This window comes from Micromonospora sp. NPDC004704 (genome assembly GCF_053601675.1).
Genome location: NZ_JBSGCD010000008.1, coordinates 18,837 through 40,256, shown reverse-complemented (window position 1 = coordinate 40,256; position 21,420 = coordinate 18,837). Strand labels below are relative to the sequence as shown.

The window sequence follows — 21,420 nt, the reverse complement described above, 5'->3', positions numbered from 1 at the left end:
GGTCAGATCGGCCCGGACGGGTCGACTCCCACCGGTGGCGGGGTCCGGACCGGGTGCGAAACTAGGGAGGTGACCAGCACCGATACCGTCCACTTCCGGTACAGCCAGGCGATCTGGGTGGCCGCCGTGATCGCGTTCATCAGCGCCCTGCCGCTGGCCAGCGCCGGTTGGTACTTCACCCCGGTACTGCTCATCCCGCTGCTGATCGGCATCTGGGCCTGGCGCGCCGGCACCGACGCGGACCGGGCCGGGGTGAAGATCCGGGCCCTGTTCGGGCAGCGCCTGATCCCCTGGCACGAGGTGGTCCAACTGGGCGTCGACGACCGGCGCCGGGTGATCGCGTCCCTCACCGGCGGTCGGGTCGTGTCGCTGCCCGCGGTGCCGGCCGACGGTCTGCACCGGCTGGTCGCCGCGAGCGGTCAACACCTCCTGGGTACGGACGACCAGGCGCCCTCGACGGCTCAGTAGCCGTCGACCACCTCGTTCAGCAGCGGCTCCCCGGCCACGAGGCGGCGCAACTGGTCACCGGCGAGCCGGTAACCGCGCGGCAGCAGTCCGCGTACGGTGCCGCCGACGTGCGGGGTGAGCAGGACGTTCGGCAACTCCCAGAGCGGATGATCCGCCGGCAGCGGCTCCGGGTCGGTCACGTCGAGGGCCGCGCTGAGCCGACCGGTCTTCAACTCCGCCACCAGGGCGTCGGAGTCGGCGACCGGACCACGGGCCGCGTTCACCAGCAGCGCACCGTCCGGCATCGCGGCCAGGAAACGCGCGTCGACCAGCCCACGGGTCGCCCCGGTCAGCGGCACCAGCAGCACCACGATGTCCGCCGCCGGCAGCAACGCCGGCAACTCCGCGACCCCGCGTACGCCCTCGGCGGGGCGGGCGGTCCGGGCGACCAGGGTCAGCTCCACCTCGAACGGCAGCAGCCGGGCGGTCAGGGCCGCCCCGATCGAACCGGCGCCGACGATCAGCACCCGCTTGCCGGCCAGCTCGTCGGTCGGCGTCGCCTGGGCGTACGACCACTCGTGGCGGGACTGGGCGCGGGCGAAGTACGGGAACATCCGCAGGTGGGCGAGGATCGCGGTGACCACCCACTCGGCGGTCGGCGAGTCGTGGACACCCCGCGCGTCGCAGAGGACCACCCCGTCGGGGAGCCGGTCGGCCCAGGCGTCCGCGCCCGCGGTGAGCAACTGCACCACCCGCAGGTCGGGCAGGTCGGCCGCGAGGCGTACGACCTCGGAGCGGGCGAGGAACGGCGGCACCCAGAACTCCACCCCGGACGGGTCCGACGGCAACCGGTCCGGGTCCGGGGCGATCTCGACGCGTACACCCTCGGGGATCTCCCCGAGCATCGACCGGCCGTGCTCGTGCGGGATCCAAGCCTTCACAGCCGCCGACCCTAACCGCCGTACGCGCTCACCGCCTCGGCAGGTCCACCCGTGCCACGGGTTGGTAGATGTCGTACCCGGCGACGGTCGTGGTGTCCACCGGCACCCCGGTCCCGCCCAGGTACCCGGCCACCGCCGTGCTCAACGCCGTACCGGCCGGCAGCACGTACGCCGGACGTCCCGCCCGACCGACCGCGTCCCGGTACGGCAGGTAGCGGTCCCAACCGGCCCGAAGGTCGTCCCTGATCACCGCGCAGACCAGCCGCTCGCGGGTCTGGAGGGTGATGTTGTTGCAGGTCCAGTACTCGCCGTAGAACCGGTCCACGCCGAGCCGGTCCAGTGCCGAGACCAGTTCCCGCCGCTGGTCCGCCACCCGACCCAGCTCCGGCACCCGGCTCACCACCTGCCCGGTGGCCACCGCCAGGCTCGCCGCCAACGCGGCCAGCAGACCCCGCGCCGACCAGCGCAGCCATTCGGCCCGGTGCACCCGCTCGCCGGGCTCCGACCCGGACCGGCCCGACCAGGGCGGTCCGGACCGATGCGACCACGGCGGCACGGTTGCCGCCGACCAGAGCGGCCAGAGCAGTGCGGGGAACGAGATCAGCAGGCAGGACAGGTAACGGGCGCTCTCCACCCGCGTGTCGGCTGCGGCGCTGCTGGTCGCGTACGCGATCAGGCTCAACGCGGCACCGACCACCAGGACCAGCCGACCGCCCTGGCGGATCCGCTCGACACCGGACGCGGCGCGCAGCGCCCGGACCGCCAGCACCCCGGCCACCACCAGCAGGATCGGACCGGCCACACCCCACCAGAGCTGCCACGGCTCGCATCGGCCCGGTGCGCAGAACCCGGTGCCCATCGGCAGGCCGAAGAGGATCCCGCCGTGCAGCCGGTCCGGCCACGGCGCGCCCGGATCACCGCCGAGGGTGGCGTAGCTGGCCAGTGAACGGTTCTCCGGTGCGGCGGTCAGGTTGTGCACCACGATCGGCACCAGTCCGACCAGCAGACCGCCGCCGAGGGCCAGTCCCGCCCTGCCGCGCAGTTCCCGCCGGCCGACCACGAGCAGGAGCAGACCGGCCGCGCCGACGTACGGGAGCACCAGCCAGTCGTCCCAGAGGGTGAGCCCGGCGACCAGCCCGAACCCGGCGTACGCGAACAGCCGGCGCCGGCCCGTCCACCCGGCGAGGCCGAGGTTCACCGCGACCAGCACCAGGAGGACACCGGCGGGGTTCATCTCCGGGTAGCCCCCGGCGCTCACCAGTTGGTTCTTCAGCACCCGGTCGGAGCCGAGCGCCAGCAGCCCCACCGTGACGGTGGCCAGCCAAGGGGTGTAGAGCCGGCGGGTGAGTTGCCAGACCAGGGCCAGGAAAGCGGCGTAGAGGAGCAGGTTCGGCAGGCGCAGGGCGAGGGTGGACGGGCCGAACAGGGCGAACAGCGGCGCCGCGAGGTACGACTCCAGCGCGCCCATGTAGTACTGGCCGTAGAAGAACAGCGGGAACTCGCGGCCCTGTGCGACGTGCATCGCGACCAGCCCGCTCGTCGCCTCGTCACTGTTGGTCCGCGGCACCTCGTTCACCAACAGGACCAGCCGGTAGACGACCCCGAGCAGGCCGAACACGACCGCCACCGGCAACGCGAGGCGCCGGGACCGGTCGTACGCCGCCTCGGATTCCGCCGGCTGCGCCATCGTCCCGACCACCACGGCCGGAGTCTTACACGTTTGCCGTGATTTACCCGTTTGACGCCCCGGTCACCGGCGGGTCGCCCGACCAGCGATTCGTCGACGGAGTGTGCCGATTGATCGAGCACGGCACGGGGTGCCCGTCCGCTCCGGCTAGGCTGGGCCGGGTGAACGTTCGCCCCCCGTACCCCCGCCGCACCCGGACCCGGGCGGCGGTCGCGTTCTGCGCGGCGGCCGTCCTCGCGACCAGCGGATGCGCCTTCGGCGACCCGGAGCCGGATCCCGCCGGCGAACCACCCACCTTCCCCACCCCGTCGGTCACCGCCACCGCCCGGCCCGGCGGCGTCGACCAGCAGGTCGCGGCGACGGTCCTGGCCACCGGGCTGCGGGTGCCGTGGGGCATCGCCTTCCTGCCCGACGGCGGCGCCCTGGTCACCGAGCGGGACACCGCCAAGATTCTCAAGGTCGGGCCGGAGTCCGACACCGACGGGCTCAAGGTCACCACCGTGCAGACCCTGCCCGAGGTAGACGCGGCCGGCGAGGGCGGGCTGATGGGGATCGCCGTCTCACCGGCCTACGACCAGGACAAGAGCGTCTTCGTCTACTACTCGACCGGCGAGGACAACCGGGTCGCCAGGCTGGTCCTCGGCGAGAAGCCGGCCCCGATCGTCACCGGCATCCCGCTCTCCGGCATCCACAACGGCGGGCGGCTCGCGTTCGGCCCGGACGGCTACCTCTACGCCACCACCGGCGACGCCTCCCAGCGCGGCCTGTCCCAGGACCCGAAGAGCCTCGGCGGCAAGATCCTGCGGATGACGCCGGACGGCAAACCCGCTCCCGGCAACCCGTTCCCCAACTCGCTGGTCTGGTCCCTGGGCCACCGCAACGTCCAGGGCATCGCCTGGGACGCGAACAAGCGGCTCTACGCCAGCGAGTTCGGCCAGAACACCTGGGACGAGATCAACCTCATCGAGCCCGGCAAGAACTACGGCTGGCCCGAGGTCGAGGGAGAGGGCGGGGCCGAAACCGACCCGAAGTTCAGCAAGCCGCTGGCGGTCTGGAAGACCGCCGACGCCTCCTGCTCCGGGGTCGCCGTGGTGGAGAACCTGCTCGCCGCCGCCTGCCTGCGCGGCGAACGGATCTGGTTGCTCGAACTGACCGCCGCCGGTGGGGTGCTCGGGCAGCCCCGCTCCATCCTCACCGGCGAGTACGGCCGCCTGCGTACCGCCGTCCTGGCACCCGACGGCTCACTCTGGATCTCCACCTCCAACCACGACGGCCGAGGCGAACCCGCCGCGACCGACGACCGGATCATCCGGCTCGTCTTCTCCGGCGGCGGCGCCGGCCGGAGCTGACCGACCGACACCGCCGGAGCTGGCCGGAGCCAGCCGACCGGCGGTGACGGAACCGCACACCGCACGACCGAGACGGACGGGCACCACGCGATGTATTCCAACCGGCCTGACCGGGTTTCCGGAGAACCCGTACCGGGCAGGGAATGATTTGCACATGGACAGGCACGGGAACGACGACGAACAGCCCCCCGGCACCGGCCACACCCCGGCCACCCGCCGCCGGGCGGGCTCGACGCTGCGCCTGATCACCCGCCCGGTACGCCCGGTCCTGCGCCTGACCGGCCGGGCACTGACCTCGAAACCCGCCCGGCGTACGGGGATGGGCCTGAGCATCGTCCTGGTGGCGCTCGCCGGAGTGGTCGGCGGAGTGCTGCTCGCCGGCCGGGTGAACGTCGACATCGGGCCGTTCCGGGCCGAGATGGCGATCACCCCCACGGTCAGCGGCGGCACCTCGGTCGACATCCCGCCCCTGGGCTCCCTCCAGATCGACAGCCACGCCGGCCCGGCCCACCTGTCGATCCAGCTCGGCTCCCTCGACCTGCGCCGCACCGAGGCGCTGATCGGCGACCCGGCCGGGATCGCCCGCGCCAGCCAGTCCGCCGTCTCCGACGTCACCAACGGCGTCATCCGGGTCGGGCTGCGTACCGTCTCGGTTGCCGTACTGGCCACGCTGGTCCTGGCCTTCCTGGTGTTCCGCAACACCCGCCGGGTCGCCTGGGCCGGCGGGCTGGCGCTGCTGCTCAGCGGCGGGAGTCTCGCCGTCGCCGCGCTGACGATCCGACCGGAGTCGGTCGAGGAACCCCGCTACGAAGGTTTGCTGGTCAACGCGCCGGCCGTGGTCGGCGACGCCCGACGCATCGCCAACGACTACGGCAAGTACGCCGACCAGGTGCAACGACTCGTCGGCAACGTCAGCAAGCTCTACACCACCGTCTCGGCCCTCCCGGTCTTCGAACCGGCCCAGGGCACCACCCGGGTGCTGCACGTCTCCGACATCCACCTCAATCCGACCGGGTGGCAGGTGATACGGACCGTCGTGGAGCAGTTCGACATCGACGTGGTGATCGACACCGGGGACATCACCGACTGGGGCAGCGAGCCGGAGGCGTCCTTCCTCGGCTCCATCGGCGTCCTCCAGGTGCCGTACGTCTTCATCCGGGGCAACCACGACTCGGCCGCCACCGCCGCCGCCGTGGCCCGGCAACCGAACGCGATCGTCCTGGACAACACCGTCCGGACGGTCGCCGGGCTGACCATCGCCGGGATCGGCGACCCCCGTTTCACCCCGGACAAGGAGACCTCGCCGAACGGGTCCGGCGGCACGCCACAGGTGATGGAACAGGTCACCGGCGCGGGCGAGAAACTGGCCGCGACCGTACGGGCGGCGCAACCACCGGTCGACATCGCGCTCGTACACGACCCCGCGTCCGGCGTCGCGCTCAACGGAGCGTGCCCGCTGGTGCTGGCCGGTCACGTCCACCACCGCGAGATCGACCCGCTGCCCCCGCTGCCGGGTCAACCGCCCACCCTGATGCTGGTGGAGGGGTCCACCGGTGGCGCGGGCCTGCGCGGCCTGGAGGGCGAGAAGCCGCTGCCCCTGGCCCTGTCGGTGCTCTACTTCGACCAGCAGAAAATGCTCCAGGCGTACGACGACATCCAGGTCGGCGGGACCGGCCAGGCCCAGGTCAGCCTCGAACGCCACCTGGTCGAGCCCCCGCAGCCCACCCCCACCACCAGCGCCACCCCCTCCCCCGGCGCCACCATCCCCGCCCCCTCCCTACCCGGCACCCCACCCCCCGTCATCCCACCCACCCCCACCCCCACCCCCACCCGCTAGGGGTTGGCGCTCATGTAGAGAAAGAGTGGCTACTCCCGAAGGAATAGCCACTCTTTCTCTACAACTGTGGGCCCCGGATGGGGCGTGGGGGTCAGCTCAGGCGGGCGAGGATCAGGTCGCGGACGGTTTTGGCGTCGGCCTGGCCTCGGGTGGTCTTCATGACGGCGCCGACCAGGGCTCCGGCGGCGGCGACCTTGCCGTCACGGATCTTGGCGGCGATGTCCGGGTTCGCGGCGATCGCCTCGTCGACGGCGGCGGTCAGCGCACCGGTGTCGGAGACCACGCCGAGCCCACGGGCGGCCATGACCTCGCTCGGGCCGCCCTCGCCGGCCACCACACCTTCGAGCACGGTACGGGCGAGCTTGTCGTTGAGCTTGCCCTCGTCCACGAGCCGCTGGAGTTCGGCCACCTGGGCCGGGGTCGCCCCGACCGCGGCGAGGTCGACGCCGGACTCGTTGGCCCGCCGGGACAGCTCACCGAGCCACCACTTGCGGGCGCCGGCCGGGGTGGTGCCGGCGGCGACGGTCTGCTCGATCAGCTCGACCGCACCCGCGTTCAGCACGGACTGCATGTCGAGGTCGGACAGCCCCCACTGCTCCTGCAACCGCTGCCGGTGCACCCGGGGCAACTCCGGCAGGGCGGCCTTCAGCTCGGCGACCCAGGCCCGGTCCGGTGCGATCGGCACCAGGTCCGGCTCGGGGAAGTAGCGGTAGTCGGTGGCGGTTTCCTTGGACCGGCCGGGACGGGTGTCGCCGGTGTCCTCCTGGAAGTGCCGGGTCTCCTGAATGATCTTCGTACCGGCGTCGAGCAGGGCGGCCTGCCGCAGCATCTCCGACCGTACGGCGCGTTCGACCGAACGCAGCGAGTTGACGTTTTTCGTCTCGGTACGGGTGCCCCACTCGTCACCGGGCAGGTTGAGGGAGGTGTTCACGTCGCAGCGCAGTGAACCCTCCTCCATCCGTACGTCGGAGACGCCGAGCGAGCGCAGTACGTCGCGCAGCTCGGTGACGTACGCGCGGGCGGTCTCCGGGGCGAGCGCACCGGTGCCGGGGATCGGCTTGGTGACGATCTCGACCAGCGGGATGCCGGCCCGGTTGTAGTCGACCAGGGACTCGGTGGCACCGTGGATGCGTCCGGTGGCGCCGCCGACGTGCAGCGACTTACCGGTGTCCTCCTCCATGTGCACCCGTTCGATGCCGATCCTGACTGTCTTGCCCTGCACCTCGACGTCGAGGTAACCGTCGACGCAGAGCGGCTCGTCGTACTGGCTGATCTGGAAGTTCTTCGGCATGTCCGGGTAGAAGTAGTTCTTCCGGGCGAACCGGCACCAGTCGGCGATGCTGCAGTTGAGCGCGAGACCGATCCGGATGGTCGCCTCGATCGCGGCCTTGTTGGCCACCGGCAGCGAGCCGGGCAGGCCCAGGCAGACCGGGCAGGTCCGGGTGTTCGGCTCGCCGCCGAAGTCGGTCGGGCAGCCGCAGAACATCTTGGTGTTCGTACCCAGCTCGACGTGGGTTTCCAGGCCGACCACCGGCTCGTACCGCTCGACAACGTCGTCGTACGAGGGCAGGACGATCGCGCTCATCAATACTCCAGCTCTCGAGCGTCATCCGGACAAAGCATGTTCAAGCGTACTCAGAGTGCCGGCGGGGTGAAGGTGCCGACCGCGGACTCCAGCGCCGCGGCGACCCGGTACATCCGGTCGTCGGCCATCGTCGGCGCCATGATCTGCAGACCCACCGGCAGCCCCTCGGACAGCCCGCAGGGCACCGAGATCGCCGGGCCGCCGTACAGGTTCGTCGGGATGGTGAACAGGTCGGCCAGGTACATCTGGTACGGGTCCCCGGTACGCGACCCGAACGGGAACGCCACGAACGGGGTGGTCGGCGAGATCAGCACGTCCACCTGCTCGAACGCGGCGTTGAAGTCGCGGGTGATCAGGGTCCGGACCTTCTGCGCCTGCCCGTAGTACGCGTCGTAGTAACCCGACGACAGCGCGTACGTGCCGAGGATGATCCGCCGCTTTACCTCGGGGCCGAAGCCCTGTTCGCGGGTGAGGGACATGACCTCTTCGAGCGACTTGACCCCGTCGTCGCCGACCCGCAACCCGAACCGTACCCCGTCGAAGCGGGCCAGGTTCGACGAGCACTCGCTCGGCGCGATCAGGTAGTACGCGGGCAGCGAGTACTCGAAGTGCGGGCAGGAGACCTCGACGACCTCGGCACCGAGCTTGGTCAGCGTGTCGACCGACTCGCGGAACGCGGCCAGCACACCCGGTTCGGCTCCCTCGCCGGAGAACTCGGTGACGATGCCGAGCCGTACGCCGGTCAGGTCACCGGTCGCGCCGAGCCGGGCGGCGGCAACCACGTCCGGGACCGGCTGCGGGATGGAGGTGGAGTCGCGCGGGTCGTGCCCGCCGATGACCGCGTGCAGCAGGGCCGCGTCCTCGACCGTACGGGCGCACGGGCCGGGGGTGTCCAGCGACGACGAGAAGGCGATCAGCCCGTAGCGGGAGGTGCCGCCGTAGGTGGGCTTCGCGCCGACGGTGCCGGTGACGGCGCCGGGCTGGCGGATCGAGCCGCCGGTGTCGGAGCCGATCGCCAGCGGAGCCTCGTACGCGGCCAGGGCGGCGGCGCTGCCACCACCGGAGCCGCCGGGGATCCGGCCCAGGTCCCACGGGTTGTTGGTGGGTCCGTAGGCGGAGTATTCGGTGGAGGAGCCCATCGCGAACTCGTCCATGTTGGTCTTGCCGATCGGCACCGTACCGGCGGCGCGCAGCCGCTGGACGATGGTCGAGTCGTACGGCGGGCGCCAGTTTTCGAGGATCTTGGACCCGGCGGTGGTCGGCACGCCCTTGGTGGTGAGCACGTCCTTGACCGCGACCGGCACCCCGGCGAGCGGGCCGAGGGGCTCACCGGCGGCCCGGCGGGCGTCGACGTCGCGGGCGGCGGCGAGCGCCCCCTCGGTGTCGACGTGCAGGAAGGCGTGCACCCGGCCGTCGACCTCGGCGATCCGGTCGAGGTGCGCCCGGGTCACCTCGACCGCGGACGCCTCGCCACCGGCGACAAGGGCCGCGACCTCCGTCGCGGTCATCCTGGTCACGTCACTCATGCCGGTCAGGCCTCCTCGTCCAGGATCCGCGGTACGCGGAAGCGTTGTTCATCGACATCCGGTGCACCGGACAGCGCCTCGGCCGGGGTCAGGCACGGCACCACGACGTCCTCGCGGAGCACGTTGGTCAGCGGCACGGAGTGCGAGGTGGGCGGGATGTCGGCCGCGGTCACCTCACCGACCCGGGCCACCGACTGGAGGATCACGTCGAGCTGGCCGGCGAAGGTCTGCAGCTCCTCCTCGGTGACGGCGAGCCGCGACAGCCGCGCCAGGTGCGCGACCTCCTCGCGGGAGATGGCGGCCATCGGTGCCCCCTTCGTGCGTGGACGTGCTTACCGGCGCAGCGTGACACGCGCGCCGTGACCCGAGCGAGTCTATTTGTCAGCCGGAGACGCGCTCTCCCCGACTCCCCCCGCTCCGGCAAGCTCGGCCGGCTCTCCGCTCGGCGGCTCCGGCAGGAACGACCCGTCGTCCTCGATCTGCACCGTCAGGTACGTCCCGTCGCCCCCGACCTGCTCCAGGACGTACGTCTCGCCCTTGCCGACCGGTTCGGCCCCCGCCTCAGCGGGGGCTTGCGCCGCGGCGGCCGGGGCTTGTGTCGGGGCGGCCGGGGCTTGTGTCGGGGCGGGCGGGGCTTGTGTCGGGGCGGGCGGGTCGGTGGTCGGAGCTTCCGCCGGGGCGGACGTGGCGGTGTCGGCGGTCGGGGCCGGGTCGCGGGGGAGGGCCTCGACGGCGATCGGGGGCTTGGTCCGGTGCCGGCCGGGGGTCTCCTGGACCGGGCCGGGCACCAGCGGACGGTAGCGGGCCAGCCAGGAGACCAGTTCGTCGGCCGGCATCGGCCGGGCGTAGAACCAGCCCTGGGCGACGTCGCAGCCGGCGGCGTGCAGCAGCCGCCAGGTCCGGGCGTCCTCGACGCCCTCGGCGACGACCCGCAGGCCGAGCGCACCAGCCAGTTCGATCACCGACCGGACGATGGCGGCGTCGTCGGCGTCGGTCGCCATCCCGAGTACGAACGAACGGTCGACCTTCACCTCGGCCAGCGGCAGCCGGCGCAGGTGCTGCATGGAGGAGTAGCCGGTGCCGAAGTCGTCCAGGGCGATGGCCACGCCGATCTTGTCGAGCCGGGCGATGGTGGCCAGGACCCGGTGCGGGTCGGCCATCAGGGCGCCCTCGGTGATCTCCAACTGGATCCAGGACGGCGGTACGCCGTACCGGGTGAGCCGGTCGGCAAGCTGGTCGGCGATCTCCCCGGTGTGCAGGTCACGGACGCTGACGTTGACCGCCGCCCGTACGGCGATCCCGGCAGCCGACCACTTGGCGAGCTGTTCCACCACGTCGTCGATGACCCGTCGGGTCAACAGGCGCATCACCGCGCTCTGTTCGGCCACCCGGATCAGCTCCTCCGGGTCGACCTGGCCGCGTTTGGGGTGCCGCCACCGCAGCAGCGCCTCGACCCCGACGACCTCGCCGGTGGAGATCGCGATCTGCGGCTGGTAGTACATGGTGATCTCACCGGCGTCGGCTCCACCGGCCCGGTCGAGGACCCGGCGCAGGTCGGCCAGGAGGTTCAGCCGCTCCGGGGAGTTGTGGTCGGATTCGGGGGCGTAGACGGCGACGGTGTCGCCCCGGTTCTTGGCGTCGTACATGGCCACCTCGGCGTGGCGCATCAGGGTGGCGAAGTCCTCGCCGTGTTCGGGGTAGACCGCGATGCCGACGGAGCCGCTGACGTCCAGCGGCAGCCCGTCCAGGGCGACCGGTTCGACCAGCGCCTCGACCACCCGTTCCGCCAGTGCACGGGCCTCGTCCACGTCCACCAACCCGGTCGCCAGTACGGCGAACTCGTCCCCGCCGAGCCGGGCGACCAGGTCGGCGGGTCGGACCGTGACGGTGAGCCGTTCGCCGACCCGGACCAGCAGCCGGTCCCCGACCCCGTGCCCGAGGGCGTCGTTGACGTGCTTGAACCGGTCGAGGTCGAGCAGGAGCAGGGCCAGGTGCCGACCGTCGGCTCCCTTGGCGGCCTGTTCGGCGTGGATGGCGATCTGGTCGGCGACCTCGGCGTACAGGGCCTTGCGGTTCGGCAGCGCGGTGAGGGGGTCGAGCCGGGCGAGTTGTTCCTGTTCGCCGGAGAGCCGGGCCATCCGGTAGACCGCGTAGAGCGGCACCAGGACCAGGGGGATCAGCGCGGGGCTGACCCTGCCGGCGGCCACCACCACCGGGCCGAGCAGGAGCAGGGACCCGGTGGAGAGCAGTTCGAAGCCGAGGCCGTGCCGGAACGCCGGCCACCACGGGGTGCCGAAGCGCAACCGTACGGCGAGGGTGACGGAGCCGTACTTGACGGCGAACCAGGCGGCTGCGGCAACGGCGACGATCGCCACGTCGGCCCAGGTGGGGTGGGGGCGGTCACCGAAGGCGGCTTCGGGGCCGAGGCGGGCGACCGCGTGTGCGGCGGTGAGGGCGCAGGCGTACTGGGCGATGTTGAACACGATCCGCCAGGGGGCGTGCCGCAGCCGGAACCCGGAGACCAGTACGGCGACCGCCTGCACGGCGATCGCCGGGGCGGGTCCCCAGCCGAGCAGGATGGCGAAGGTGAAGCAGATGCTGGGAAATACCGCCGAACTCTGCCGGCGGCCCGGCGGGGTGAATGGTCGCGCGTCGGATACGGCGGCGAGCGCGGCCATGACCCAGAATGCCGGCGGCAGTTGGGGAACCTGGTCGGGCAACGACATCAGCGGTACGGCGGAGAGCAGGGCCGCCAATACGACGACCGCCCAGACAAAGCCGAAGAATGCGGTTGCCCGTCCAGGAGGAACGGAGTTCCGCAACACTGCGGCCTCCATGCGACCTCCCGACCCGTGGTCCCGGGGCGCGGCCACCTGCCGCGCTGGTGCAACCATCAAACGCCCTCATCGGACGGATGTGGGGGGCGACAGACGCGAATCGGTTGTAGTCGTGACTAACTTGAAATACGCGGCATCTCGCCAGGGGCGAACTATAACGCAGCGCTAATCGGATGCTTACTCTTCGTTAGCTTGTGCCGCGTTAGCCGCCGCCTCGACCGCCGCCTCCGGGCCTTCGGCCAGCAGAATCTCGAATCCGGCCTCGTCCAGGATCGGCACCTTCAGTGACGCCGCCTTGTCAGCCTTACTCCCCGGGTCGTCGCCCACCACCACGAAATGGGTCTTCTTCGAAACCGAACCGCTGACCTTTCCGCCGCGCGACTGCACCGCCTCCTTCGCCCGGTCACGGGTATAGGACGCCAGGGTGCCGGTGACCACGACCGTGATTCCCTCCAGCGGGCGCGGCCCCTGCTCGACCTGCTCCTCGGCCATCCGGACCCCGGCCTCGGTCCACTTGCGTACGACCTCGCGGTGCCAGTCGACGGTGAACCACTCCCGCAGGCTGGTGGCGATCCTCGGGCCGACCCCGTCCACCGAGGAAAGTTCCTCCTCGCCTGCCTGCTCGATCCGCTCGATCGACCCGAACTGGCGGGCCAGCGCCTGGGCGGCGGTCGGCCCGACGTGCCGGATGGAGAGCGCCACCAGCACCCGCCACAGCGGGCGCTCCCGGGCCTCGACCAGGTTGTCGAGCAGCTTGACCGCGTTGCTGCCCAGGCTGCCGTCCTTGTTGACGAACAGCGGCACCGAGGCGAGCTTGCCGGCGTCCAGTGAGAACAGGTCGCCCTCGTCGACGATCGCCCGCGCGTCGAGCAGGGCCGCCGCCCCCTTCTCCCCCAGCACCTCGATGTCGAGGGCGTTGCGGCTGGCCAGGTGGTACACCCGCTCCCGCAACTGGGCCGGGCAGGACCGGGTGTTGGGGCAGCGGATGTCGACGTCGCCCTCCTTGGCCGGGGCCAGGGGGGTGCCGCAGGACGGGCAGTGGGTCGGCATCTCGAACGGGCGGGCGTCCGGCGGGCGCAGGTCGACCACCGGTCCGAGCACCTCGGGAATCACGTCACCGGCCTTCCGGATGACCACGGTGTCGCCGATCAGCACCCCCTTGCGCTCCACCTCGCGGGCGTTGTGCAGGGTCGCCAACGCGACCGTGGAGCCGGCCACCCGGACCGGTTCCAGGACCGCGAACGGGGTGACCCGACCGGTACGCCCGACGTTGACCTCGATGTCGAGCAGCTTGGTGGTCACCTCCTCCGGCGGGTACTTGAAGGCGATCGCCCACCGGGGGGCACGGCTGGTGGAGCCGAGCCGGCCCTGGATGGCGACCGGGTCGACCTTCACCACCACCCCGTCGATCTCGTGCTCGACGTCGTGCCGGTGCTCGTTGTAGTAGTCGATGTAGTCGCGTACCCCGGCGAGGTCCGGAACCACCCGCCACCGGTCGCTGGTCGGCAGCCCCCAGGCCCGCAGCGTCGCGTACGACTCGGACTGGGCCACCGGTTCGAACCCGCGCCGGGCGCCGATCCCGTGCACCACCATGCTCAGCGGGCGGGACGCGGTGATCCGGGGATCCTTCTGCCGCAGACTGCCGGCGGCGGCGTTGCGCGGGTTGGCGAACGGGTCCTTGCCCTGCTCGACCAGGGACGCGTTGAGGTCGGCGAAGTCGGCGACCGGGAAGTAGATCTCGCCCCGGACCTCCAGCAGCTCCGGGACGTCGGCGCCGTCGGCCAGCCGCTCGGGGATGGTCCGGATGGTCCGTACGTTCGGGGTGACGTCCTCGCCGGTGCGGCCGTCACCTCGGGTCGCGGCCCGGACCAGCCGGCCGTTCTCGTAGGTCAGGTTGATCGCCAGCCCGTCGACCTTCGGCTCGCACAGGTAGCTGACCGCTCCCCCGGCGTCCCGTTCCACCCGCTCGGCCCACGCGGCCAGCTCGTCGAGGTCGAAGGCGTTGTCCAGCGACATCATCCGCTCGGCATGGTCGACGGGCGTGAACAGCGTGGAGAAGGTCCCGCCGACCCGCTGGGTGGGCGACTCCGGCGTGCGCAGCGACGGGAAACTCTCCTCCAGGGCCTCCAGCTCGCGCAGCATCCGATCGAAGTCGGCATCCGGGATGCTCGGGGTGTCCAGCACGTAGTACCGGTACTGGTGGTCGGTGATCTCGGTGGCCAGCTCGGCGTGCCGCTCCCGGTCGGCCGCGCTCGGATCGGCGCCGGCCGCCGCCTCCTGTTCGGCGCTGACCTGCTGCGGGATCGCTTCCTCTGACACCAGTTGACCTCCGTGCTCGCGTTACCTCCGCACCGTATAGGTCCCGTCGGACATCCGGAGCCCAGGGCGCCGGACCCGCTCCCACCGGATGCCGCCGAGCCGGACCCGCCGGCTCCGGATGCCGCCCGCCCGGTGCCGTGCGAGGATCGCCACGGCCGACAGACCTCCGATGATCAGGGAGTACCGATGCCCACCTGGCTGCTCTGGCTGATCGGGATCGGCCTGGTCGCGGGCGTGACCGGCTGGGCCGTACGCCGGTTCCGTCGGGGTCCGGGCCGCCCGTCCCGTCCGGGCCGCGCGCCACGGCGGCCCCGGGGTCGTCCCACCGCACCGCCGCGCCCGAGGTCCGGCCCCGCGACCAAGCCGGCCGAGCCGAGGGTACGCCCGCAGCCCGGCGAGATCTGGTGGGCCGACGTCCCGTTCGAGGACGGAACCGGCTCGAAGGTACGCCCGTGCCTGGTGTTGCGCGGCGGTCGCCGGGGCGCGGACGTCCTGAAGATCACCAGCCAGGACAAGAGCGAGCGCGACGACCACGTGAAGATCCCCACCCGGAGCTGGGACCGGACCGCCGCACGGGACAGTTGGCTCGACCTGTCCGACCCGATCACGGTCTCACTGACCTCGTTCGAGAACCGGGCCGGCAGTTGCGACGCCGACCTGTGGCACCGGGTCACCCAACTCCACCGCGTACGCCGCACCCGCTGACCCGTCCTGACCCGCCGGGCCGGGCTGTGGCGTTCCACTGCCCCTCCAGGGGCACGAATCCGCCACAGCTCCGACAGACTTGTCCCATGAGTGGCAACGAACTCGGCGAGCGGCTGGACTGTGTGCGGCGATCCTGGAACCCTCGGCAGCGCCTGCATGCCGGTAACGTGGCCTGGGCCGGCGCACGGGGTGACGGCAGCCCGGTTCCCGACGCCACCCTCACCTGGGGTGATCCCCTCCTGGGATTCGCGGACGTGTGGCTGTCCGGAGCATCGGACCCCGTGGCGACAACGGCTATCCCCTGCCACGTCGGCTCTACACCGGGCTCGGGATGCACGAGGTGGCTCGTTTCATCCCCATGACCAGGTGACGGTGGCGGTGGCCGGCGTGGGTCGGCTCAGTCCCAGGCGTTGCCGAGGGCGGCGAGCTGGTCGGCGTACTCGATCCGGTCGAGCCAGTCCTCGGGGAAGATTGCCAGGCCGTCCGCCGCGCCGAGGAACGCCCCGGCCAGGGCGGCGATCGAGTCCGAGTCACCGGAGGTGGTCGCCGCTCGGGCCAGGGCCGACACCGGGTCGTCCGGGTGCCGCAGCGCGCAGAGCAGCGCGGTCGCCAGCGCCTCCTCGGCGATCCAGCCCTCACCGGTGGCCAGGCACGGGTCTTCCCCGTCGTCCGGCTCCGCCAACACCTCTTCGAGCCGATCGAGCGCCCCCAGGCACTCGTCCCAGCCACGGGTGATGAACTCGGCCGGGTCACCGACCCCCGGACGCTGCCACAGGTCCCCCAGCCAGTCACCCCGATAGACCGTCCGCTGACCGATGGCCCGCTGCCGCAGCAGGCCGGGCACGTCGGCCAGCGCCGCGCCGTCGCGCAACACCCGGACCGCGTACGCGGTCAGCTCGCTCGCCGCGAGCCCGGTCGGGTGCCCGTGGGTGAGCCCCGCCTGGAGCTGGGCGACTCCGGCGAGGGTGTCCAGGTCGTACGTCGGCACCAGCCCGACCGGGGTGACCCGCATGTTGGCGCCGCAGCCCTTGGATCCGGCCACGGTCGCCGTCTGCCAGGGGCCGCCCTTGGCCAGTTCACCGCAGGCCCGCAGGCAGGTCATGCCCGGCGCCCGGTTGTTGTCGGGGCTGACGGCCCAGGCCAGGAACCGGGCGCGCAGCAACGGTTCGAGGATCTCCGGGGTGGCTGCCGGTGCCTCGTGCAACGCCCCACCGACGGCCAGTGCCATCTGGGTGTCGTCGGTGACGAGGGCGGGATCCCCGGTCAGGTCGCGCGGGCCGCCGGGGCCGTAACGCGCCTCGATCTGCGCGACCGTCATGAACTCGGTCGGCTTGCCCAGCGCGTCCCCGTACGCCAGCCCGAACAACGACCCCGACGCGCCCAGCGCCGGCCGACCCGATTCCGTCCACCCCATGCGGAGATCATGCCGGTCGCCGTCAACCCACTCGGGCGAGCCGGGGCCCTCCCACGTCCTGGACGGCGCGGGCGCTTCCCGGCAACGGTCTAGCGTGCGATGGCGAAGAGACAGGCGACGACGACCAGGGTCAGGAAGCCGCCCACCAGGTAGTGGGTGGCAAGCCGGATCCGGCGCGCCTTCCGCTTGGCGATCCCGGAGACGATCATCAGACGGACGGCAAGCAGGTACGTTCTCTGCGCCTCGTCCACCTCGACGTCGCTCCGGATGATGCCGACCAACTCGTCGGTGGTCCGCACCGCCGCGTACCGGGACCAGCCGGTGCCGGTGAGTTGCGTACGCACCACGTACATCAGCTCGACCACCGCGAGGGTCATCAGCCCGGCACCGAGCCAACCTCCGACGAGTGCCACGGTCATTCCGGCGTTAGCTCCCTGCCCGCCGGAGGCCAGGATGGCCACCACCAGTACCAACACCGCACCCACCCAGCTCAGCAGGGCGGAGGCTTTGGTGTCGGCGTGTTTGATGGTCGCCCGGATGTCGTCGATCTCGGCGATCAGCCGATTCTCCACTGATGACCACGATGGGTTGCGGGGCTCGTCGGTGTCCAAGGCGTCTCCGTCAGCGGCAGCACGTGAAGAATCTTCCACTGTAGAGATGGGCAACAACCGTCGATCCGATCCGGTCAGTTGTCCCAGCACAGGCAGAAGGGGTGGCCCGCCGGGTCGGCGTAGACCCGGAAGTCCTTTCCCCCACCGGGGAGCCGGGTGGCACCGAGGGCGAGCACCTTCGGCTCGGCCTCCTCGATGTCCTCCACCGTCACGTCGAGGTGGACCTGCTGCGGCCGTTCCGGATCGGGCCACCGGGGTTCGAGCAGGTCGGGAGCGAGCTGAAAGGCCACCCGGGACTGCCCCGGCCCTCCTCCGAGCGTCACCCAGTCATCACTGTCGTAGACCACCGACCGCCCCAGCAACTCCCCGTAGAAGGCAGCCAGCCCCCGAGGATCCGGACAGTCGATCACCACACTCCGCAGTTCACCAACCATGCCCCCACCCTTCCCCCTGACTACGACACAAAAACGCTCCCCCCACCCGATCAACGCGTCGATCTTGCAGTTGTGGCGGTACACAAACCGGGACCAGTACCGCTATTCGGGGCGCCACAACTGCAAGATCGACGCACGGAAACGGGCGGGGACGGGGACGGGGGCGGGGGCGGGGGCGGGGGCGGGGGCGGGGGCGGGTCAGACCTCGTGGAGGCGGCGGGCCGCCTCACGGGCGGTGGTTAGGGCGGTGCGGGCGTATTCGGGGGTGGCGCCGGCCAGGCCGCAGGTGGGGGTGACTACCACCTGCTGGGCCAACCGGGGGCGGGGGAAGCCGAGTTTGCCCCAGAGGGTGCGGACGCGGTCGGCCACCTGTTCCGCCGAGGGGGCCACGCCGGAGGCGGGGAGCGTGGACGGGACGGCGCCGACCAGCAGGCCGAGGCCGGACTCGATCGCCTCGCCGAGCGGGTCGAACTGGGTGATCAGGTCGAGGTCGAACGCGACGGCGACGGCTCCGGCGGTACGGAACAGGTCCAGCGGTACGTCGGGGGCGCAGCAGTGCACCACGAGCGGGGCGTCGGCGGCGTCGACCACTATCCGCAGCAGGTCACGGGCGGCGCTCGTCTCGACCGCCCGGTACGCGCTGAAGCCGCTCTCCGTCGGCACGTGCCCGGCGAGCACCGCCGGCAGCGACGGCTCGTCGAGTTGCAGCAGTACGGTCGCACCGGGCAGCCGTCGCCGTACGTCGGCCACGTGCCCGCGCAGCCCCTCGGCGAGCGAGTCGGTCAGGTCCCGTACGGCACCGGGGTCGCGCAGCAGCCGGCCACCGATGGCGAGGTCGACGTTGGCGGCCATGGTCAGCGGTCCGGCCGCCTGGATCTTGACTGTGCCGGTGAAGCCGTCGGCCTGCTCGGTGAGCTGGTCGAGGTCCCGTTCCAGCAGGTCATGGGCGCGGCGGAGGTCCTTGCCGGAACGCGCCGCCACCCGCCACCGGCCGGTGTACAACTCCACCGGCAGGTCGACCAGGAACCCGGCGGTACGGCCGATCACGTCGGCACCGGGCCCCCGGCCGGGCAGTTCCGCCAGGTGCGGCAGTGCGGGCAGTTCGCCCAGCACGATCCGCTGCACCTCCGCGACATCCGTGCCGGGCATCGAACCGATACCGGTAGCCGCACCGGTGGGCCATGGCCATGACTGAGCGTCCATAGGCCGGAGGTTAGTGCACCAAGCGGGAAAATCAGCCAGTGATGGTCGCGGACCCGAGCACCACGTCGCCGGCCGGATCCGGTCGGTACGCCACGATCGCCTGACCGGCGGCAACGCCCCGTACCGGCCGGCCCAGCTCGGCGTGCAGGGTGTCGCCGCTGACCCGGACCGTGGCCGGAACGACCTCACCGTGGGCGCGGAGCTGCACCTGGCACTCGGTGGCCTCGGTCGGCAGGGCGCCGCCGGTCCACACCGGACGTCGGGCGGCGACCTCGCTGGCCTCCAGCGCCTCGACCGGTCCGACGGTGACGGTGTTGGTCTTGGGAGTGATGGAGAGCACGTACCGGGGCTTGCCGTCGGGGGCGGGCACGCCGAGGGAGAGCCCCTTGCGCTGGCCGACGGTGTACGCGTACGCACCGGCGTGGGCGCCGACGACGGCTCCGGTGCGGGCGTCGACGATGTCGCCGGGTGCCTCCCCGAGCCGGTCGGCGAGGAACTTGCGGGTGTCCCCGTCGGCAATGAAGCAGATGTCGTGCGAGTCGGGCTTGTCGGCCACGGACAGCCCACGCTCGGCCGCCTCGGTCCGGACCTGGGCCTTGGTCGAGTCGCCGAGCGGGAAGACCGACCGGTCGAGCTGCTCGCGGGTCAGCACCGCGAGGACGTACGACTGGTCCTTGGCCAGGTCGACGCTGCGCCGCAGCAGACCGTCCGCGCCGCGCCGGGCGTGGTGTCCGGTGACCACGGCGTCGAAGCCGAGGGCGACGGCCCGGTCCAGCACCGCCGAGAACTTGATCTTCTCGTTGCAGCGCAGGCAGGGATTCGGCGTACGGCCGGCGGCGTACTCGGCGACGAAGTCGTCCACCACGTCCTCGTGGAACTGGTCGGCCATGTCCCAGACGTAGAACGGGATGCCGATCACGTCGGCGGCCCGCCGGGCGTCCCGGGAGTCCTCCAGCGTGCAGCAGCCGCGCGCACCCGTCCGGTACGTCTGCGGGTTGCGCGACAGCGCCAGGTGCACGCCGGTCACCTCGTGCCCGGCCTCCACCGCCCGCGCGGCGGCGACCGCCGAGTCGACCCCGCCGGACATAGCTGCCAGAACCCTCACCGGGAAACCCCCTTCAACCTGTTCGAGGGTAGCTCTACCGCCCGCACGGTCAGCGCCGGGCAGACCTGGTCGCGCCGGCCCGGCGGGCCCGCTCGACGGCGGCGGGCAGCGCGGCGATCAGCGCGTCGACGTCCTCGGCGGTCGAGGTGTGCCCGAGCGCGAAGCGCAACGACGAGCGGGCCCGGTCGTCGTCGGCACCCATGGCGAGCAGTACGTGCGACGGCTGGGCCACCCCGGCGGAGCAGGCCGAACCGGTCGAGCAGGCGATCCCCTGGGCGTCGAGCAGCATCAGCAGGGCGTCGCCCTCGCAGCCGGGGAAGGAGAAGTGGGCGTTGCCGGGCAGCCGGTCGCACGGGTCGCCGTTCTGGACCACCTCCGGAACCACCTCGACCAGGCGCTTGGTCAGGTCGTCGCGGAGGGTGGCGATCCGGGCGGCGTACTCGCGCTGGGCGGTGACGGAGGCCTCGACCGCGACCGCGAAGGCGACGATGCCGGCCGCGTCGAGGGTGCCGGAGCGGACGTCGCGCTCCTGGCCTCCGCCGTGCAGCAGCGGGGCGCAGGGCACGTCCCGGCCGAGCAGGAGGGCACCGACGCCGACCGGGCCGCCGAGCTTGTGCCCGGTCAGGGTGAGCGCGGCCACCCCGCTGGCGGCGAAGTCGACCGGCACCTGGCCGACCGCCTGGACGGCGTCGGTGTGCACCGGGATGCCGTACGCGGCGGCGACCTCGGCGAGCGCGGCGATCGGCTGTACGGTACCGACCTCGTTGTTCGCCCACATGACGCTGACCACGGTGGTCCGCTCACCGTGTTCGTGCAGCTCGGCGGCGAGCGTCTCCGGGTCGACCCGACCGGTGGCGTCGACCGCCAGCAGCCCGGTGTCGGCGCCCTCGTGCTGCTCCAGCCAGTGCACCGAGTCGAGTACGGCGTGGTGCTCGACCGAGCTGACCACCACCCGGTTGCGGGCCGGTTCGGCGGTGTGGCGGGCCCAGTGGATGCCCTTGATCGCGAGGTTGTCGCTCTCCGTACCGCCGCCGGTGAAGATCACCTCGGAGGGGCGGGCGCCGAGGACGGCGGCGACCCGTTCGCGGGACTCCTCCACGCGGCGGCGGGCCAACCGGCCGGAGGAGTGCAGCGACGAGGCGTTGCCGACCTCGCGGGCGGTGGCGACGTACGCCTCCAGCGCCGATTCGAGCATCGGCGTGGTCGCGGCGTGATCCAGATAAGTCATCGCGACAAGCCTATCCGCAGTCGTAAGGAGTGCACGGGCGGCCGGCCCGGTAATCCGAGCCTGGTTCGGCGTCAGCCGCCGCTCGCCCGGTTCGGCGCGGATTGCGGCGACCCGCCCGGATCGACGCCGCCCCGACCCCGTCAACGCGTACGCCGAAAGTGGCCGCCCGGATCCGGACGGCCACCCTCATGT

16 protein-coding genes and 1 pseudogene are annotated in these 21,420 nt (G+C 71.9%); 4 read left to right on the top strand and 13 right to left on the bottom strand.

What is annotated here, in order from left to right; all coding sequences use genetic code 11:
- Nucleotides 1–69: 69 nt before the first annotated feature.
- Nucleotides 70–468, top strand: coding sequence for a PH domain-containing protein (locus tag ACWEFB_RS13290; RefSeq protein WP_452285214.1), 399 nt, complete (start codon nt 70–72; stop codon nt 466–468).
- Here ACWEFB_RS13290 and ACWEFB_RS13285 read toward each other — a convergent pair.
- Both ACWEFB_RS13285 and ACWEFB_RS13280 read right to left on the bottom strand, forming a co-directional pair.
- Nucleotides 462–1,388, bottom strand: coding sequence for a 2-hydroxyacid dehydrogenase (locus ACWEFB_RS13285; protein ID WP_452285212.1), 927 nt, complete (start codon nt 1,386–1,388; stop codon nt 462–464). The two genes, ACWEFB_RS13290 and ACWEFB_RS13285, sit on opposite strands and share 7 nt — an antisense overlap.
- A 28-nt stretch (nt 1,389–1,416) precedes the next feature.
- Entirely contained in the window at nt 1,417–3,090 is a 1,674-nt protein-coding gene (locus ACWEFB_RS13280) for a hypothetical protein (RefSeq protein WP_452285210.1), read from the bottom strand.
- Between the two features lie 146 nt (nt 3,091–3,236).
- Here ACWEFB_RS13280 and ACWEFB_RS13275 point away from each other — a divergent pair, with 146 nt between their 5' ends.
- Nucleotides 3,237–4,424, top strand: coding sequence for a PQQ-dependent sugar dehydrogenase (locus ACWEFB_RS13275; RefSeq protein ID WP_326560552.1), 1,188 nt, complete (start codon nt 3,237–3,239; stop codon nt 4,422–4,424).
- Nucleotides 4,425–4,578: 154 nt separating this feature from the next.
- On the top strand, nt 4,579–6,261 hold the full coding sequence (locus tag ACWEFB_RS13270; RefSeq protein WP_452285208.1) for a metallophosphoesterase family protein: 1,683 nt from the start codon (nt 4,579–4,581) through the stop codon (nt 6,259–6,261).
- Nucleotides 6,262–6,352: 91 nt separating this feature from the next.
- On the opposite strand, the gene gatB is transcribed toward ACWEFB_RS13270, so the two are convergent.
- The 5 genes and pseudogenes from gatB to ligA form a co-directional block, all read right to left on the bottom strand.
- Nucleotides 6,353–7,846, bottom strand: coding sequence for an Asp-tRNA(Asn)/Glu-tRNA(Gln) amidotransferase subunit GatB (gatB, locus tag ACWEFB_RS13265; RefSeq protein ID WP_452285206.1), 1,494 nt, complete (start codon nt 7,844–7,846; stop codon nt 6,353–6,355).
- A 50-nt stretch (nt 7,847–7,896) separates the two neighbouring features.
- Nucleotides 7,897–9,372 carry an Asp-tRNA(Asn)/Glu-tRNA(Gln) amidotransferase subunit GatA gene (gene gatA, locus ACWEFB_RS13260; protein ID WP_326560554.1) on the bottom strand — a complete coding sequence of 492 codons (1,476 nt, stop codon included), beginning with the start codon at nt 9,370–9,372 and terminating at the stop codon, nt 7,897–7,899.
- Between the two features lie 5 nt (nt 9,373–9,377).
- Nucleotides 9,378–9,677 carry an Asp-tRNA(Asn)/Glu-tRNA(Gln) amidotransferase subunit GatC gene (gatC, locus tag ACWEFB_RS13255; RefSeq protein ID WP_326560555.1) on the bottom strand — a complete coding sequence of 100 codons (300 nt, stop codon included), beginning with the start codon at nt 9,675–9,677 and terminating at the stop codon, nt 9,378–9,380.
- A 450-nt stretch (nt 9,678–10,127) separates the two neighbouring features.
- A pseudogene (locus ACWEFB_RS13250) lies at nt 10,128–12,209 on the bottom strand (putative bifunctional diguanylate cyclase/phosphodiesterase); the annotation flags it as partial.
- A 177-nt stretch (nt 12,210–12,386) separates the two neighbouring features.
- Nucleotides 12,387–14,528 carry an NAD-dependent DNA ligase LigA gene (gene ligA / locus ACWEFB_RS13245; protein ID WP_452285204.1) on the bottom strand — a complete coding sequence of 714 codons (2,142 nt, stop codon included), beginning with the start codon at nt 14,526–14,528 and terminating at the stop codon, nt 12,387–12,389.
- Between the two features lie 186 nt (nt 14,529–14,714).
- Between ligA and ACWEFB_RS13240 the strand changes: the two genes are divergently transcribed.
- The gene (locus ACWEFB_RS13240; protein WP_326560558.1) at nt 14,715–15,233 is read left to right on the top strand and encodes a type II toxin-antitoxin system PemK/MazF family toxin; all 519 of its coding nucleotides are present in this window, start codon (nt 14,715–14,717) and stop codon (nt 15,231–15,233) included.
- Between the two features lie 397 nt (nt 15,234–15,630).
- Here the strand turns inward: ACWEFB_RS13240 and ACWEFB_RS13235 are convergent, their stop codons facing one another.
- The 6 genes from ACWEFB_RS13235 to ACWEFB_RS13210 all read right to left on the bottom strand — a co-directional run bounded on the left by ACWEFB_RS13235 (nt 15,631) and on the right by ACWEFB_RS13210 (nt 21,228).
- Nucleotides 15,631–16,647, bottom strand: coding sequence for an ADP-ribosylglycohydrolase family protein (locus ACWEFB_RS13235; RefSeq protein ID WP_452285202.1), 1,017 nt, complete (start codon nt 16,645–16,647; stop codon nt 15,631–15,633).
- A gap of 89 nt (nt 16,648–16,736) precedes the next feature.
- The gene (locus ACWEFB_RS13230; RefSeq protein WP_452285200.1) at nt 16,737–17,219 is read right to left on the bottom strand and encodes a hypothetical protein; all 483 of its coding nucleotides are present in this window, start codon (nt 17,217–17,219) and stop codon (nt 16,737–16,739) included.
- 113 nt (nt 17,220–17,332) lie between these two features.
- Nucleotides 17,333–17,692 (bottom strand): VOC family protein, encoded by a 360-nt coding sequence (locus ACWEFB_RS13225; protein WP_452285198.1) that lies wholly within the window; start codon nt 17,690–17,692, stop codon nt 17,333–17,335.
- A gap of 198 nt (nt 17,693–17,890) precedes the next feature.
- Nucleotides 17,891–18,895: a methionine synthase gene (locus tag ACWEFB_RS13220; protein ID WP_452285196.1), complete on the bottom strand. Its 1,005-nt coding sequence runs from the start codon at nt 18,893–18,895 to the stop codon at nt 17,891–17,893.
- A 31-nt stretch (nt 18,896–18,926) separates the two neighbouring features.
- Nucleotides 18,927–20,000 (bottom strand): tRNA 2-thiouridine(34) synthase MnmA, encoded by a 1,074-nt coding sequence (gene mnmA, locus ACWEFB_RS13215; RefSeq protein WP_452285194.1) that lies wholly within the window; start codon nt 19,998–20,000, stop codon nt 18,927–18,929.
- Nucleotides 20,001–20,049: 49 nt separating this feature from the next.
- Nucleotides 20,050–21,228 carry a cysteine desulfurase family protein gene (locus ACWEFB_RS13210; RefSeq protein ID WP_452285192.1) on the bottom strand — a complete coding sequence of 393 codons (1,179 nt, stop codon included), beginning with the start codon at nt 21,226–21,228 and terminating at the stop codon, nt 20,050–20,052.
- Between the last annotated feature and the right edge of the window lie 192 nt (nt 21,229–21,420).

Bases quoted from the DNA above. Each gene is read 5' to 3' on its own strand.
- ACWEFB_RS13220 (WP_452285196.1), bottom strand. From the start codon at position 18,895: ATGGACGCTCAGTCATGGCCATGGCCCACCGGTGCGGCTACCGGTATC.
- ACWEFB_RS13210 (WP_452285192.1), bottom strand. From the start codon at position 21,228: ATGACTTATCTGGATCACGCCGCGACCACGCCGATGCTCGAATCGGCG.
- ACWEFB_RS13270 (WP_452285208.1), top strand. From the start codon at position 4,579: ATGGACAGGCACGGGAACGACGACGAACAGCCCCCCGGCACCGGCCAC.
- gatB (WP_452285206.1), bottom strand. From the start codon at position 7,846: ATGAGCGCGATCGTCCTGCCCTCGTACGACGACGTTGTCGAGCGGTAC.
- ACWEFB_RS13235 (WP_452285202.1), bottom strand. From the start codon at position 16,647: ATGGGGTGGACGGAATCGGGTCGGCCGGCGCTGGGCGCGTCGGGGTCG.
- ACWEFB_RS13225 (WP_452285198.1), bottom strand. From the start codon at position 17,692: ATGGTTGGTGAACTGCGGAGTGTGGTGATCGACTGTCCGGATCCTCGG.
- ACWEFB_RS13240 (WP_326560558.1), top strand. From the start codon at position 14,715: ATGCCCACCTGGCTGCTCTGGCTGATCGGGATCGGCCTGGTCGCGGGC.
- gatA (WP_326560554.1), bottom strand. From the start codon at position 9,372: ATGAGTGACGTGACCAGGATGACCGCGACGGAGGTCGCGGCCCTTGTC.
- gatC (WP_326560555.1), bottom strand. From the start codon at position 9,677: ATGGCCGCCATCTCCCGCGAGGAGGTCGCGCACCTGGCGCGGCTGTCG.